The sequence below is a fragment of the Vibrio sp. L5-1 genome (assembly GCF_021728315.1).
Classification (GTDB): domain Bacteria; phylum Pseudomonadota; class Gammaproteobacteria; order Enterobacterales; family Vibrionaceae; genus Vibrio; species Vibrio splendidus_K.
This window is the reverse complement of the sequence record NZ_JAKKCQ010000002.1, coordinates 49,680-63,998: the sequence shown is the minus strand read 5'-3', so window position 1 is coordinate 63,998 and position 14,319 is coordinate 49,680. Positions and strand designations below refer to the sequence as shown.

The window sequence follows — 14,319 nt, the reverse complement described above, 5'->3', positions numbered from 1 at the left end:
CGATTAAAACGCTTTTATCTCGAACAAAATTTAACCGCGAAAGGTCAACACGCCCTAGAATGCTAAATAGGAATCTTATGTTTACAGGTATCGTTCAAGGCATGGCAACACTGGTTGCAATAAACAAAAAAGAGCTGTTTCAGACTCATACCATTGAGTTAACAGATGAAATGGTTGAGGGATTAGCAATTGGTGCCTCAGTAGCTCATAACGGTTGTTGCTTAACGGTAACGGAAATTTCGGGCAATCAGATTGCTTTTGATTTAATGCAAGCCACATTGCGATTGACGAACTTGGGCCAACTGAATGTTGGTGACAAAGTGAATGTTGAGCGTGCAGCAAAGTTTGGTGACGAAATTGGCGGACATAGTATGTCTGGCCACATTACTCTGATGGCTAACCTCGTTGATGTGATTAAGACAGAAAATAACTGTACGCTTTGGTTTGAGCTGCCGCAAGAATCAATGAAGTATGTGTTGAGCAAGGGCTACATCGGCGTTGATGGTTGTTCATTGACAATCGGTGAAGTGGAAGAGAGCCGTTTCTCTGTTCACCTGATCCCAGAAACGCTGAATCGTACTCTGTTTGGCGGCCGTGAAGTAGGCGACCAAGTAAACATTGAGTTTGATCCTCAAACACAAGCGATTGTTGATACTGTTGAACGCGTACTAGCAAACCAGAAATAGTAGTGACGGTTTATCAATAGCATTTGCCCCCAAAGCGACACCAAGTAAAAGTCGAAGATATTAAAAAAGAGCACATTAGGTGCTCTTTTTCTATTTGTGTTTTTCTAGGCTAGCCTCAAAATCGAGGGGAAGCTCTAAATCGAAGCGTAGCTCCAACTCGACAAGAGAGTAGGTGTTAGAAGACTTGTTCGTCGTCTGCATCAATCGAGAGATTAATTCTGTCTCTGACTTCATCCACCTGCATATCGAGGTGAATGGCATTGCAACACGCCGGACAATCGTCATAAAAATCTTGGCTCCCATTAGAAGCATCGAGCGTTATGCTGATTGCATGCCCACAGTGGGGGCACGAGACATGTTTCTCTGTGTATTTATGCATGGCTAATTCTCCTCACTGTATCTTGTCCAAATCGTATTAGCTTTAAAGATCGCAGTAGCTTGTATAGACCGCAACAGCTAGCTGTGATTGGTATTAAACGGCCTGTATCTTCTGAATACACGCCTCAGTTTGTGCCAAATATTCGCCGCCAAATTGATTGCAGTGGTTAAGAAGATGGTACAAGTTGTAAATGTCTTTCCGATCAGTATAGCCAACGTCGAGTGGATTGACGCTCTGGTAACCTTCATAAAACTCTTTTGGAAACCCATCAAACAATTCCGTTAACGCTAAGTCACATTCATGATCGCCCCAATAACAAGCGGGGTCGTAACAGATTGGCCCAAAGGCTGAATTCGCTACGTTGCCATTCCATAGATCACCATGAAGCAACGAAGGGCGAGGGTTGTGGCCAGCAAGACGCATATTCACCACATCAACGATGTCATCAATATCACCGAATTCAATGCCTTTCTCTTTTAGCAATTGCAGTTGGAAGCCGATGCGTTGTTCAGAGAAAAAACGACCCCATTTCTTATGCCAAGGGTTAGGTTGCAGCGTACTACCAATATAATTATCTTGGTCACAACCAAACTCTTTTTGCTCGCCCCATTTATGAAGCTGAGCAAGCTGCACCCCGAAATCAAAGCTGTTATTACCCGTATCAAGCGGCTTAGTTGGCAAGTAATTGAGAATAATGAATGAGCATTCTTTGGTTTTACCAATCAGTACCAACTCAGGCACATAAACGGTGGAGGTTTCTCTTAACAAGCGTAAGTTCTCAGCTTCGATTTCAAACTTAGGTAAAAATTCTCGCTGGTTCACTTTTACGAAGTAGCGTTCATTACCATCGCTGATCATATAGCAATCGTTAATGTCACCACCAGAAACCTTGGTACGTTCAGTAATCTGAAAGTTAAATAGAAGAGTATCTGAAAGTTGTTGAGAAATGGCCTGCCACATAGGAAATCCTCAAAGACTGAAAGTTAAAAAATTGAAGGTTAGAAATACTGTTTGTTAGCCATAGTTTAGGATAAATTTGAGCAATTTATAGACGTACTCGTCAATGTTCTTATCTGTTCTTCACCTTATGTAGAATCAATTGGCTGATTTGTGAACTCGAACTGATTCAAGCTCTTTGAAATACAAACAGAAATTGGCAACGCAAAGTTATAGAATTGTTTGGAACAGGCCTCACAATCGAAACGGTTTTGGTCGAAACAAACTGGAAAAGTAGTTGGAGCTTGTTATTGTCTACGCATCAACTTAAATGTGTTATTAGAGTAGGTTGAAACGACTATAGTTAACGATAGGGCACGTGACCATCTCAGCTTGCTAGCTATTTACTAACCCTTTAATAGCCGAGTAATGATGACGTGCTGAGTCTGCAAGTATCTTGACCAACAGACATCTAGCAACATGTATATATTCAGCTATTGGTTTAATATTTAAGCTGAAATACTAACTAGGATCATTTTAATACGGTTTTTGGTAATAAAGTGATGACAAATCGCTTCATTTACATAGTATTAAGCAAGTACGTATTAATCTGCTCTTGAGCTTAAAACGGAGATTTATTGTGGTTGTAGAAACCGATGGCTATTTGGCTCTGATCGAGCACTTATCGTTTAATCTGGATGTCTTTACAAATAGTAATGGCGATACAGGCAATGAGAGTGTTGAAGACATCATCACAGACATGATTTCAACAAACATCATGGCTATTTTTGAGCAAAATCCAGAGTTGCATTCGAGTGTTCGTTTTCAACTTTTGAAAGAAGCCGATGCTGTGGTAGCGGATTTAGGCGAAGTATTAGCGGGTGTATGGGCTAAGAAAGCGACCAACGAGCAAATTGTATTTCTAGATGAATACATCGCGCTAGTGAAGAATCTATTTGATTCTGCTGTCGCTAAATACGACTAACTATTTGTCTATTTCCTCGTTAGTCATTTTTTCACGATGATTATGTTCACGATGATAGGCGTTTACGTCGTAGCTTTAAAAGTGACCTCGTTTAGCGGTTAAGACTTTAAACAGCTATAAACGCCTAAAGTGCCAAAACTTTGAAGCCCAATAAGGGTTATCCAACCTCGATATAATGACACCTTTCGATGTCGAAGCATGTAGGAATTGATTATTTCCTAAATACACACCTACGTGTCTTACCGTCATCGACGTTTTGAAAAATACCAAATCTCCGCTTGTTGCTTGTCCATACGCTATTTCTTTTCCCTTTTTACTCTGATCTTTTGTGGTTCTCGGTAGGGCTTGTTGTGTCGCATTTTGCACGGCAATTTGAACAAAAGCGGAGCAATCTACGCCTCGAAATGATGTCCCACCGAAATGGTATGGCACACCTTTCCACTGCTCATACACACTCATATAAGCGTTTGTAGTCAATTGTTCTGACTTTGATAGGGGTTTCTGTGCGGTTTGACTAAGCTGAGAAGGCGATGGTGACGAGCTACAAGCAACCAATGTTGCTAAAGTTATTGTAACTACAGCCATTTTACTGAATTTCATATGTAACTCTTCTGACAAAAAACTGAAATAAAAACGTCATCAAGGACTTCTAGTATACGAACTAACTTAAGGATATCTCTTTTCGTAGTCAAACTGGATTTCACATGCCCGACACAAATTTATCAATAAAACCCTCACGTTATACATTCTCGCTCATTCAAACCGTCACTGCTGTATTTATTTCCATTCTTTTACTCGTTAGTTTTTTATCAATGGTTAGCATTCGGGGAGTTGAACGAGTCGGAGGACATTTTGACGCACTTTCAGAACAAGCTTTACCCCTTGCTTTACACAATGCCGAATTAACGCAAAGCGTATTAGAGCAAGTGAAACTTCTCACCTATAGCACCCAGTCAACCGACTTAGATGCGCTGAATTCGACAAGGGTTTCAATTGACCAACTCGCAACAGAGAGTAATACCACGCTTGAGGAACTCCTTTTTATCTCCCAATCTTTTCCTGATGCGATCTCTTTAGAGCAACAACAAAACCTTATTGATGATATGGCGCAACTGCAAACCATGACTAATACGGTATTGCTGGCGCAGATTGAGATTCAAAGTAAGCAAAACCTAATCGACAGTAAAATGGGCGAGTTTCGTTATGGTGTTGGCTCAATCGGACCAGAAATGAATCGAATCAGCTCATTCTTGGTTGAAGACAACCCAGAAGCGAGCGATGCAGCGAACCGATTTACATCCAGTGCGTCTGCTATGGCGAACACCTTCTTGATGTTGATGATGCAATCTGACATTGATAAAGCACAAGACGAATACCGTCAATTGAGAAACCGAATCGCAGGCCTTAACTTGGCTTACAGCGATTTTGCCGATTGGCACCCAGACATCGCTGAGTTCGCGAGCTTGACGGCGCCTTACGAGATGGTGAAAGAAGGCTTTACCGAAGAAGGTGTAATCAAACAAATCCTCTTGAAACTCGAACTGGTTCAGCAGCAAGAGCAGAACTTAACGCAAGTCATTACCTTAGCGAATACCGTCATCACCACATTGAATCAGTTGTCTTCTACCGCTTCCCACCTGATTGATGAAAGTGAACTCGTTGTAAATCAAACCATCACCAACATTGATCGTGTGTTGTTTATCAGCGGGCTAGTGATTGCCATAATCATCGTGCTCTCATGGTTTGTATTACGTCGCTGGATGAATAAAGGGCTTAAAAACATTACTCAACAACTGAGTTCACTCGCAGAGCATGATTTCTCTAAACAAAGTGAACTGATGGGGCCGCTAGAGCTGCAAGTTATTACTTCAAAACTCAATACGGTCGTAGATTCAACTGCGGATTCGGTTCGTTTGGTAACGCGCAACTGTGAAACGCTCTATCAAACCGCTGAAGTAAGCCATGACGCTGCCGAGCAAACCAATTCAAGCTTGAACGAGCAGAACGAATCACTACAGAATATGATCGCCACAATTACAGAACTTGAAGCATCCATTGGTGAGATTGCTCGTATCTCGAACGCATCGAATGACGACGCGCAGATAGCAGAAGACGAATCAGTCAATGGTAGCCAAGTGGTCGGCCTTAATCAGAAGCGATTACAAGCACTCGAGCAATCTCTTAGCTTGAATCAAGAATCGATGACGGACTTGGATATTCGCGTTAAACAGATTCGTGAAATGGTCGACGTGATCAGTGGTATTGCTGAAAACACCAATTTACTCGCATTGAATGCCGCAATAGAAGCAGCGCGAGCAGGAGATCAAGGCCGCGGGTTTGCAGTGGTTGCCGATGAAGTACGTAAACTGGCGAGTGGTACCTCCCAGCAAACCACTAATATTCGTAATATGATGAACGAATTGGTGGCGGCGGCTGACCGATCACGCGCTTCTGTAACGGAATCGAGAAGTGAAATGGCCAACGCACTGGAAACCAGTGGCGATGTAAAACAAGCCTTCGAGAAAATCGAATTCGCGGTTAGCCAGATTAAAGGACGTGTTGAACAAATCATGGTGGCAACCGAACAACAAGCACGTGCGACTGTCGATGTAACGCATTCTATCACTCGCGTGTCTGAGCAGGGTGAGAATACTAAACTGCAACTTGAATCTATGATCGAGAGTTCAGAGCAAGTCGGAGAGATAGCAGGGCACCAACAAGCTATGCTTCATAAATATGTACTGAAATAAACAAGCGTGCTGAAATAAACGTGCGTGAGAGTTAAGTTAGTGTGCGCAAGAGTTTAAGTACTAGCAGCACTTAGTCACTAACTACGCTTATAACGACTATCGATACAGAAATGCCCTTAGGTTCTCACAAGAATCTAAGGGCATTTTGTTTTGGCATTCAGCTAAGTTTGTATTTAAGCTAACTTCGTTATTAAGATAAGTTTGGTCTCAATACAAGCTTGAGACTCAGGTGTATTAGAACCTAGTTTTTCGTCGTCGGGAATCGTGCAAATGGCTGACGTAGCATTAGATCTAAGCGTTGTTCTTTACCATCTTGAATCTCTGGAACGCCAATCTGAACCTTATCGTGGCCAAGCTTTGGCTGAGCGCGGTAAGTCTTAAACCAGATGTCCCACACAGATAAAAAGAAACCGAAGTTTGAGTGGGTTTCTTTCACGATAACCGAGTGATGAACGCGGTGCATGTCTGGTGTCACAATCACTTTTCTCAACCGCTTATCAATCCACAGCGGTAGACGCGCATTGCTGTGGTTAAACATGGCACTGGCATTCAACACAATTTCGAAGATGACAACGGCGATCACTGGAACACCAAGTGCTATGACCAAGCTCACTTTAATCAGCATTGAAAGAATCATTTCTATTGGGTGAAAGCGGGTGCCCGTTGTGACATCGATATCGAGATCAGCGTGATGAACTCGGTGCAGCTTCCACAACCAAGGAACACGGTGAAACAACAAGTGCTGCAGGTAAATGGCGCAATCTAACAGTAAAACGCAGATCAGAATGGTGAGTTCTTTAGGAAGTGACAGGGTATTGAACAGACCCCATTGGTTTTCTTGTGCAATGACCGCCGCTTGGAATGCTGCGATAGGAATTAGAGTGGCTAATAGAAAGCTGTTCAAAACAACCAACGCAAAGTTATTCCCCCAACGAAACCATTTGCTTTGAGTCAGTGTTTTACGCGGAAAACGGTATTCCCAAAGCGCACACAATCCAAAAACGACAATAAAACAAACAAGGCGAAGCAGTGATGGGTCTTGCATGGGAATTCCTTCTATCATTCTAAGGACACTGTAAGTACAATCGTGCCACTTTTCTAGAGTTATCGTTATTGTCCATGAGAATCCACGCTTTTCACCGTTTATATCAACATCGTTTGTCCATTGCTACCAAACCGTTTAATGCGCGCGGGTGTAAAGTCGTGCGATGTGAATTCTGTAAAATCAAACAAGACAGCTGTCTCTGTGAGCATCAACCTAACGTTGATACGAACGTCGCGACTATGTTGATCTTGTCAGACAACGAAATCTTAAAGCCAAGTAACACTGGCCGTTTGATTGTTGATACGGTTAAAGACAGTTACGCCTACCTTTGGCATCGTACTGAGCCAAATCAAGAGATGTTGGATGTCCTCAAAGATGACAAATACCAACCTGTGATCGTATTCCCTGAAGACTATACCGACGACAAAACGCGCGTAGTTCAAGATCTGCCACAAATGCGTGACCCAAACAAAACACTGTTGCTGATTTTCATTGATGGCAGTTGGCGCGAAGCACGACGTATCTTCCGTCGTTCAGAGTATCTGCAAGATTTACCTGTGTTGTCGATTGAACCGGAATCGGTTTCTCAATACATGATGCGTAAGTCAGACAACGAACAACATCTATCAACGGCCGAAGTCGCGAGCTTAGTTTTGAAACAAGCCGGTGAAGAGCAGGGCGCTAAGACTTTACAGCTATGGTTTGAAGCATTTCGTGAAAGCTACATGTTGAGTAAGACACGTTATAAATCGGATCCAACCAAACCAAGCCTGAATGCTTTCATAGAGCATACTAAAAGTGAGACGTCACTCTAACCTTTAACCGCTTTGTGCTGACTTGTTGTTCAAACAGATTCGAACACGAGATAAGTTTGTTATCTATCACGGTTTGTAGGGGGAGTGTTATGGATAATGCTTCCTAGTTGTTTAATTTAAAAATTTATTTGCCCGAATTTAGGGAAAAATTGGAGAGATTTCATGTATTACGGCTTTGATGTTGGCGGCACAAAAATTGAGTTTGGTGCGTTCAATGAAAAACTTGAGCGAGTAGCAACCGAACGCGTACCAACGCCTACTGAAGATTATCAACTGCTACTTGATACGATTGCCGGTTTGGTAAAAAAATACGATAGCGAATTCTCTTGCGAAGGCAAAATTGGCCTTGGTCTTCCTGGTATGGAAGATGCGGACGACGGCACCATGCTTGTTGTTAACGTGCCGGCTTCAACAGGTAAGCCATTACGCAAAGACTTAGAAGCGCTGATTGGTCGTAGTGTTAAAATCGAGAACGATGCTAACTGTTTTGCGCTGTCTGAAGCGTGGGATGATGAATTGAAAGATGAACCATCAGTAGCGGGCCTAATTTTAGGTACTGGTTTTGGTGGTGGTTTGGTTTTTGATGGCAAAGTATTCTCAGGACGTAACCACGTTGCTGGCGAGCTCGGCCATATGCGTCTTCCTATTGATGCATGGTTCCACCTTGGCGACAACGCACCGTTACTAGGCTGTGGTTGTGGCAAGAAAGGTTGTTTAGACAGCTACCTATCTGGTCGCGGCTTTGAACTGATTTATGAACACTACTTCGGTGAGAAAAAGAAAGCGATTGAAATCATCCAAGCGTACAACGAAGGCGAAGCTAAAGCAGCTGAGCACGTTGACCGTTTCATGGAGCTATTGGCTATCTGTTTCGCAAACCTATTTACTGCACTTGACCCGCATGTTGTAGCTCTAGGTGGTGGACTTTCAAACTTCGAACTTATCTACGAAGAGATGCCAAAGCGTGTTCCTAAATACCTATTGTCTGTAGCGAAATGTCCAAAAATCATCAAAGCGAAGCACGGTGATTCAGGCGGCGTTCGTGGCGCAGCATTCCTTAACATTAAGTAATCGTTACTTACCGTTAAGCGAATTAAGGTTAGATAGTTAAAAGCATAAATAAAAATGCCGCAATCTCGAAAGAGGTTGCGGCATTTTTTATTGTTCAGTGTTTTCGTTTCGTTAGCTCTTATAACTTCTTAACTTCTTAACTTCTTAGTTCTCAAGTGAAAACGAAAAGCTAGAAGCTACAGATCGAGAAAAGAAGCCAGAGGGCTTATTTCTTCTTTTTTCCAACACCAAGGTTGTCTTTTTGCTTCAACGTAAGCTTAGTGAAGCCAAGCTTACGGAAATAGTTATCTTGGTAGTTACGAACCGCTTTAGTATCAGAAATAAACTCAAGCTGTTGCTCAGTTTTTAGGTACTCAGTAATGTCGATACCTTCAGCTGCAGCGACAGCTTCTTGGATCGTGCGGTGTTCTTGTTTCGAAAACAGTAACTCTTTGTCTTCGTCTTTGTAAGTGTACAGAATGGTACGAGCCATGATGCTCTCCAATAGAATTATTACTTTGCGCGCACTCTACATAAAAACAGTACGTGGCTCAAGGTTATGATAAAAAATCTTAAGATTATCGTTCTAACGTTTAGCGTAATTTAAGCTATTTGTCTTTTAGGCAACGAACAGGTTGTTTTTCACGAAGCGAAAAGAACAAAAAGCCCCATAATATCGAAAAATCTATAGAAGGGGCTTCATCTATGTTCTGGAAAAGAGCTTCTAAGTCGATTAAAAAGCAGCTAAGTTAATTAAAGATCTGGTAAGTCAATTTAGGTCTCATTGAACCTTAAATTAAACACGCCCTTGAAGAGGAATGATCGTTACCGTCTCACCAACTTTCACGGTATCAACCGCTGGTGAGATTTCGATTAAGCAGTTCGCTTCGCTCATTGAACGTAGAATACCTGAACCTTGCTTACCGGTTGTTTTCACTTCAAGCACGCCTGATTCGTTCATTGAGAACACACCACGGCTGAACTCAGTACGACCTTGACGAGAACGTAATTGCTCAGTTGCTATCGCGTTCGCTTTCACTGGCGTCCAGTTCGTTTGACCTTGTAGCTTGCGGATCGCGGGTTCTACAAAGTTAATGAATGACACCATCACGGCTACTGGGTTGCCCGGTAAACCGAAGAAAGGTTTGTCTTCAATTTTGCCGTAAGCAAGAGGGCGACCTGGACGCATGTTGATACGCCAGAAGTTAATCTCACCCAACTTATCTAACGCGAGTTTGATGTAGTCAGCATCACCAACAGACACGCCACCAGAAGTCAGAACCATGTCGGTCTCTAACGACGCAGAGTGCAGCACGTCCATCATCTTCTGCTCATCATCTTCAATGATGCCGTAATCTACGATGTCACAGCCAAGCTTTTGAAGCATGCCGATAATAGTAAAACGATTTGAGTCATAGATAGAGTTTGGTTTTTGCTCGCTGCCCGGTGCTTGAACTTCATCACCCGTGGAGAACACACCCACTTTAACTTTACGCAGGACAGGGCAGGTACCAAAACCTAACGACGCCATCATGCCCATTTCAGGTGCTTCGATGCGTGTACCACGAGTAAAGACAGGTTGGCCGATTTCTAAATCTTCACCCGCCATACGGACATTTTGTCCAATTGAGATTTTCGCACCTGGGAAGCTAACCTTATCGCCATCTTGGACGGCTTGTTCGCGCATGACTACCACATCAACGCCTTCAGGCATTGGAGCGCCCGTCATGATCTTAACGGCTTCACCTTGTTGAACGGTTTGCTCGTAGCTGTGACCTGCCATGACTTCAGCAACGATGTTGTAGCTGTCCAATTCTAGGTCTTCGCTACGGATCGCATAGCCGTCCATTGCAGAGTTAGTATTCTGAGGTACGTTGATTGGTGAAATAACATCTTCAGCGAGCACACGCCCGTAGCCTTGTAGTAATTCAACACTCTCAGTGAGGTCGAGCGCATCAATACTATCGACGATCTTTTGCTGACCTTGCGTAACGCTTAGGCCAGCAGGAGAGAAGGAGTCACAACACACAACAGGTGAATCGTCTTTTGAAGATGAACACGACGCTGTTTTGCTTGTTTTCGATGAAGGGTCGAATGACTGAGCATATTCAATGATGAAATCACGAATTGCCTCTAAGTCGCTGATCGCCATTTGTGGCAAGTCTGATTCAACTTGGCTGTTTGCAGCAATGGCAATAATGTTGTCATCGTTTGGATACAACCAAGGTTTGCCAACTTCGTCTCTGTGCAATTCAATTTTTGGGAAAGCGATGTTCTTACAGCCTTCAACCAGAATCAAGTCCAGCGTGTTGGTATCGAAACGTGTCAGTAGGTAATCAAAATCAGCTTCGGCTTCTGGCGTTTCTGTCATCATCACGTGACGGTTACGCGAAGCGATCAGCATTTGATTCGCGCCCGCTTTACGTAAGCGGTAACTGTCTTTACCCGGCTTATCGACATCAAAATCGTGGTGTGCATGTTTAAGAACACCCACTTTTAAACCCGCATCAGTCAACAGCGGAAGCAGAGCTTCAAGTACGGTCGTTTTGCCTGTACCGCTATAAGCAGCAAAGCCCAATAGAGGAAGGTTAGGGCGTTGTTTTGAATCTTTCATTATTGAAGCGTTCCGAATTGGGTGAGTTCTTCTGGCGTGTTCAGATTAACAAAGCAGTTAGGAGAATCGCTGAAATCAACGTATTCGGTAACACATTCTTTGTATAGCAAGATGATTTTACGATCACCACGTTCCAAAAACGCTTCTAGCTTTGGCAGAACACGTTTGTGGAATAGGGTGAATACAGGTTGCTTAAATTCGCCATCATGCGCGACAAGAATGTCGCTGTCTTCTTTGACTGCAGAACAAAAACGCTCAACAAGGTCGTCACTGATTTGTGGGCTGTCGCAAGGGACAAAGCCGACCCAGTCTGTACTCGCGTTTTTAAGGCCAGCATGAATGCCGCCCAATGGACCTGGATAGTCAGGGAAGGAATCGGAAACAACCGGAGCAAATGCTTGGTAACTGTCTAAGTTACGGTTGGCATTGATGGTGATGCTGACATCTTGCTGTGACAGCTTGTTTATAACGTATTGAATAAGCGGAGAACCGTTGAGCTCAACAAGTCCTTTATCTTTTCCGCCCATGCGGCTGGCCTGTCCGCCAGCCAAAATAACCCAACTAGTTTGCGTTGGAAGCAGCATAAATATTCTCTTGTGCTTTATCTTTCTGAATAACTTGCAGAAGCGGCGATTCGGTCAAAGTATTGTCTTTGATCCACCATTGCTTCTTACATAAGTCGGTTAACGCGTTAGTTTGGTGACTCGTGATGACTAAACTCGCGCCTCTTTGAAGAAGATCTTCGGCCATTATCACCAATCTTTCAATAGATTCTTTGTCTAAAGAGGCACTTGGTTCATCCATAAGCAAGATTGACGGCTTAAGAATCCAAGCTCGTGCCATTGCAACGCGTTGACGCTCACCCCCAGACAACACAGAAATGTGTTCATCTGCCAAGGTTTCTAAACCTACCATTCTCAGCGCATTAATTATTTGAGCTCGCTTATCTTTTTGGCTCTCTTTGTTAAAGCGAATGCCATAAGCGACATTTTGGTACACCGAACCATCAAAAAGATAAGGGGTTTGATGCAGGTAGATAATGTCTTTGAACTTGAGCCTAGGGAATAAGATCTGCTGCCAGCTTTGTGTTGGAGACTGAATGCGGCCAGAGCTTGGCTGAATCAATCCAGACAATATTTTAAGTAGGGTCGTTTTACCCACACCATTATCTCCTTTGAGATAAATGGCATCGTTGGGGCCGATCGACAATTCGGGAATATGGAACAAAACACGCTCTTTGTAGCGCATTGAAATTTGCTGCGTTGTTATTTTTATACTCATGACAGCGTTCCTAAGTTCTTAAATAGCCTTTTCCTCTCACACTGGAAAGGAAAAAGTTAAGGGCTAATGCCAATGCTAATAACACCATACCGAGGGCGACGCCTTGAGCGAATGCGCCTTTGTGGCTTTCCATAGCGATAGCTGTTGGGATGTTTCTTGTCATCCCCATAATGTTGCCACCGACCATCATTGAACAACCAACCTCAGTGACGATACGAGAGAAGGCAGCGATAGTTGCAGCTAAAAGAGGGAAGCGCGTTTCCCAAATTAACGTACACGCCACACGAGTCGTTGATACGCCAAGCGTGCGCGCCGTTTCAACCGCTCGGCGGTCACTGGCTTGGAGAGCGCCGTGCATCATCGCGACTAGGATTGGGAAACAGATCAGCATCTGACCTAGGATCATCGCCTTTTGGGTGAACAGTAATTCCCAATCACCGAGTGGGCCAGAACGAGAGAGCATCATGTACATCAACAAACCGATAACCACGGTTGGGATAGCTTGCAGGGTGTTGATCACCGATAACAATGCCCACTTCCCGGGGAACTCGGTATAAGCCAATAAGAAAGCCATAAGGATTGCAGGAACAATCACTAATGAGATGGCGGACAAAGATACGCTGAAAGATACCGCGACGATTTTCCACAATTCGTGGTCAAAACTCACTAGTAGGTTCATTGCATCAATCGTTGTTTGCCATAGGGTCATGAAGTATCTCGTGTGAATCGATAATAGGTCTTTATCGGTAATGACTGATGTTAATCATAGCTGACACAAACTATTTGAGCTCGAATTGGCCAGCTATTGTTTTTAAGAGTGTTTCGTTAACTGTTTAGCTAAGTGTAGTGCTTGTTAGTTTTGGCTAGACCTTCAACGCTACGCTTTACTTACAACCAACTATTCTGCGCTCGCAACAAACAGCTGTTTGCCGTGCAGTTTAAAGTCGTTAATCAATTTCTGACCTTTAGGGTTAACCAGCCAGTCACTGAATACTTTCGCAGCTTGGTAGTTGATGCTCGGGTAGCGTTCTGGGTTAACAAGAATCACTTGGTAAGGGTTAAACAGGTTCTTGTCACCTTGGAAAAGGATTTTAAGATCCAATTTGTTTTGGTAAGCCAACCAAGTACCACGGTCTGTCATGGTGTAGCCTTGCATCTCTGACGCCATGTTCAGAGTAGGGCCCATGCCTTGACCAACACTGCGATAACCACCGAAGTTTGGTTCCATTTTAGTTTGTGCCCAAATACCCATCTCTTTCTTATGAGTACCAGAGTCGTCACCACGAGAAACGAAGGTCACGTTATTGTTCGCGATTGCTTTGAACACATCAGTCACTGCTTTTTGAGATTCAATCTTCGCTGGATCGCTTTGAGGACCAACAATGACAAAGTCGTTGTACATCAGCTTGCGAGGTAGAACCCCGTAACCTTGCTCTACGAAATTCGCTTCAGCCTTCGGTGCGTGAGTCATCACTAGATCTACATCGCCATTCTCACCCATGCGAAGTGATTTACCTGTACCCGCCGCTAAAACATCAACTTTGATACCAGAATCTTTTTCGAACTCAGGTAATAAGTAGTCAAGTAGACCTGAGTGGTAGGTACTTGTGGTTGTCGCCAATTTGATATGGGTGGTGTCTTCCGCGCTGCTAGCCGTGTAACTGACGATAGATAGAGCTGCAATAGTTAGGGGAATTGCTTTCATTATTATTATGTCCATTCTGTTATAAATGAATGACATGCCTTCAGTTTTAAAGGGCTTAAAAAAGGGCATGTGC

General features: G+C 43.5%; 15 protein-coding genes. 5 read left to right on the top strand and 10 right to left on the bottom strand.

The window, feature by feature from the left end; genetic code table 11:
• Positions 1 to 77: 77 nt before the first annotated feature.
• A complete protein-coding gene (locus tag L3V35_RS06870) occupies positions 78 to 686 on the top strand; it encodes a riboflavin synthase subunit alpha (RefSeq protein ID WP_237299015.1) in 609 nt (202 codons plus the stop codon).
• Between the two features lie 175 nt (positions 687 to 861).
• Here L3V35_RS06870 and L3V35_RS06865 read toward each other — a convergent pair whose 3' ends face one another.
• The gene (locus L3V35_RS06865; protein WP_004733789.1) at positions 862 to 1,065 is read right to left on the bottom strand and encodes a CPXCG motif-containing cysteine-rich protein; all 204 of its coding nucleotides are present in this window, start codon (positions 1,063 to 1,065) and stop codon (positions 862 to 864) included.
• Positions 1,066 to 1,158: 93 nt separating this feature from the next.
• Positions 1,159 to 2,025: a fructosamine kinase family protein gene (locus tag L3V35_RS06860; protein ID WP_054547752.1), complete on the bottom strand. Its 867-nt coding sequence runs from the start codon at positions 2,023 to 2,025 to the stop codon at positions 1,159 to 1,161.
• Between the two features lie 616 nt (positions 2,026 to 2,641).
• Here L3V35_RS06860 and L3V35_RS06855 point away from each other — a divergent pair.
• A complete protein-coding gene (locus tag L3V35_RS06855; protein ID WP_004733787.1) occupies positions 2,642 to 2,986 on the top strand; it encodes a DUF3802 family protein in 345 nt (114 codons plus the stop codon).
• A 114-nt stretch (positions 2,987 to 3,100) separates the two neighbouring features.
• On the opposite strand, the gene L3V35_RS06850 is transcribed toward L3V35_RS06855, so the two are convergent.
• Positions 3,101 to 3,586 carry an NlpC/P60 family protein gene (locus L3V35_RS06850; protein WP_237299014.1) on the bottom strand — a complete coding sequence of 162 codons (486 nt, stop codon included), beginning with the start codon at positions 3,584 to 3,586 and terminating at the stop codon, positions 3,101 to 3,103.
• Positions 3,587 to 3,690: 104 nt separating this feature from the next.
• Between L3V35_RS06850 and L3V35_RS06845 the strand changes: the two genes are divergently transcribed.
• Positions 3,691 to 5,736 (top strand): methyl-accepting chemotaxis protein, encoded by a 2,046-nt coding sequence (locus L3V35_RS06845; RefSeq protein ID WP_237299012.1) that lies wholly within the window; start codon positions 3,691 to 3,693, stop codon positions 5,734 to 5,736.
• 241 nt (positions 5,737 to 5,977) lie between these two features.
• Here L3V35_RS06845 and L3V35_RS06840 read toward each other — a convergent pair whose 3' ends face one another.
• Positions 5,978 to 6,781 (bottom strand): sterol desaturase family protein, encoded by an 804-nt coding sequence (locus L3V35_RS06840; protein ID WP_237299011.1) that lies wholly within the window; start codon positions 6,779 to 6,781, stop codon positions 5,978 to 5,980.
• 68 nt (positions 6,782 to 6,849) lie between these two features.
• Here L3V35_RS06840 and L3V35_RS06835 point away from each other — a divergent pair, with 68 nt between their 5' ends.
• Together L3V35_RS06835 and nagK are read left to right on the top strand one after the other, a co-directional pair.
• Entirely contained in the window at positions 6,850 to 7,596 is a 747-nt protein-coding gene (locus L3V35_RS06835) for a tRNA-uridine aminocarboxypropyltransferase (protein WP_237299009.1), read from the top strand.
• 162 nt (positions 7,597 to 7,758) lie between these two features.
• Positions 7,759 to 8,667 carry an N-acetylglucosamine kinase gene (gene nagK, locus L3V35_RS06830; RefSeq protein ID WP_004733781.1) on the top strand — a complete coding sequence of 303 codons (909 nt, stop codon included), beginning with the start codon at positions 7,759 to 7,761 and terminating at the stop codon, positions 8,665 to 8,667.
• A gap of 205 nt (positions 8,668 to 8,872) precedes the next feature.
• Here nagK and L3V35_RS06825 read toward each other — a convergent pair whose 3' ends face one another.
• The 6 genes from L3V35_RS06825 to L3V35_RS06800 form a co-directional block, all read right to left on the bottom strand.
• Complete coding sequence (locus L3V35_RS06825) at positions 8,873 to 9,139, bottom strand: DUF2960 family protein (protein WP_004733780.1); 267 nt, start codon at positions 9,137 to 9,139, stop codon at positions 8,873 to 8,875.
• A 303-nt stretch (positions 9,140 to 9,442) separates the two neighbouring features.
• The gene (locus L3V35_RS06820; RefSeq protein ID WP_237299007.1) at positions 9,443 to 11,260 is read right to left on the bottom strand and encodes a bifunctional molybdopterin-guanine dinucleotide biosynthesis adaptor protein MobB/molybdopterin molybdotransferase MoeA; all 1,818 of its coding nucleotides are present in this window, start codon (positions 11,258 to 11,260) and stop codon (positions 9,443 to 9,445) included.
• Entirely contained in the window at positions 11,260 to 11,844 is a 585-nt protein-coding gene (gene mobA / locus L3V35_RS06815) for a molybdenum cofactor guanylyltransferase MobA (protein ID WP_004733776.1), read from the bottom strand. Before mobA ends, L3V35_RS06820 begins: the two co-directional genes overlap by 1 nt.
• The gene (locus L3V35_RS06810) at positions 11,822 to 12,541 is read right to left on the bottom strand and encodes an energy-coupling factor ABC transporter ATP-binding protein (protein WP_004733775.1); all 720 of its coding nucleotides are present in this window, start codon (positions 12,539 to 12,541) and stop codon (positions 11,822 to 11,824) included. The genes mobA and L3V35_RS06810 overlap by 23 nt, the downstream gene beginning before the upstream one ends.
• A gap of 10 nt (positions 12,542 to 12,551) precedes the next feature.
• The gene (locus L3V35_RS06805) at positions 12,552 to 13,250 is read right to left on the bottom strand and encodes an ABC transporter permease (protein ID WP_017068184.1); all 699 of its coding nucleotides are present in this window, start codon (positions 13,248 to 13,250) and stop codon (positions 12,552 to 12,554) included.
• A 189-nt stretch (positions 13,251 to 13,439) separates the two neighbouring features.
• Entirely contained in the window at positions 13,440 to 14,246 is an 807-nt protein-coding gene (locus L3V35_RS06800; protein WP_017077255.1) for a substrate-binding domain-containing protein, read from the bottom strand.
• Positions 14,247 to 14,319: the final 73 nt, after the last annotated feature.

Coding starts and splice junctions, on each gene's coding strand:
- L3V35_RS06870 (WP_237299015.1), top strand. CDS start 78: ATGTTTACAGGTATCGTTCAAGGCATGGCAACACTGGTTGCAATAAAC.
- L3V35_RS06865 (WP_004733789.1), bottom strand. CDS start 1,065: ATGCATAAATACACAGAGAAACATGTCTCGTGCCCCCACTGTGGGCAT.
- L3V35_RS06860 (WP_054547752.1), bottom strand. CDS start 2,025: ATGTGGCAGGCCATTTCTCAACAACTTTCAGATACTCTTCTATTTAAC.
- L3V35_RS06850 (WP_237299014.1), bottom strand. CDS start 3,586: ATGAAATTCAGTAAAATGGCTGTAGTTACAATAACTTTAGCAACATTG.
- L3V35_RS06845 (WP_237299012.1), top strand. CDS start 3,691: ATGCCCGACACAAATTTATCAATAAAACCCTCACGTTATACATTCTCG.
- L3V35_RS06840 (WP_237299011.1), bottom strand. CDS start 6,781: ATGCAAGACCCATCACTGCTTCGCCTTGTTTGTTTTATTGTCGTTTTT.
- nagK (WP_004733781.1), top strand. CDS start 7,759: ATGTATTACGGCTTTGATGTTGGCGGCACAAAAATTGAGTTTGGTGCG.
- L3V35_RS06825 (WP_004733780.1), bottom strand. CDS start 9,139: ATGGCTCGTACCATTCTGTACACTTACAAAGACGAAGACAAAGAGTTA.
- L3V35_RS06820 (WP_237299007.1), bottom strand. CDS start 11,260: ATGAAAGATTCAAAACAACGCCCTAACCTTCCTCTATTGGGCTTTGCT.
- mobA (WP_004733776.1), bottom strand. CDS start 11,844: ATGCTGCTTCCAACGCAAACTAGTTGGGTTATTTTGGCTGGCGGACAG.
- L3V35_RS06810 (WP_004733775.1), bottom strand. CDS start 12,541: ATGAGTATAAAAATAACAACGCAGCAAATTTCAATGCGCTACAAAGAG.
- L3V35_RS06805 (WP_017068184.1), bottom strand. CDS start 13,250: ATGACCCTATGGCAAACAACGATTGATGCAATGAACCTACTAGTGAGT.
- L3V35_RS06800 (WP_017077255.1), bottom strand. CDS start 14,246: ATGAAAGCAATTCCCCTAACTATTGCAGCTCTATCTATCGTCAGTTAC.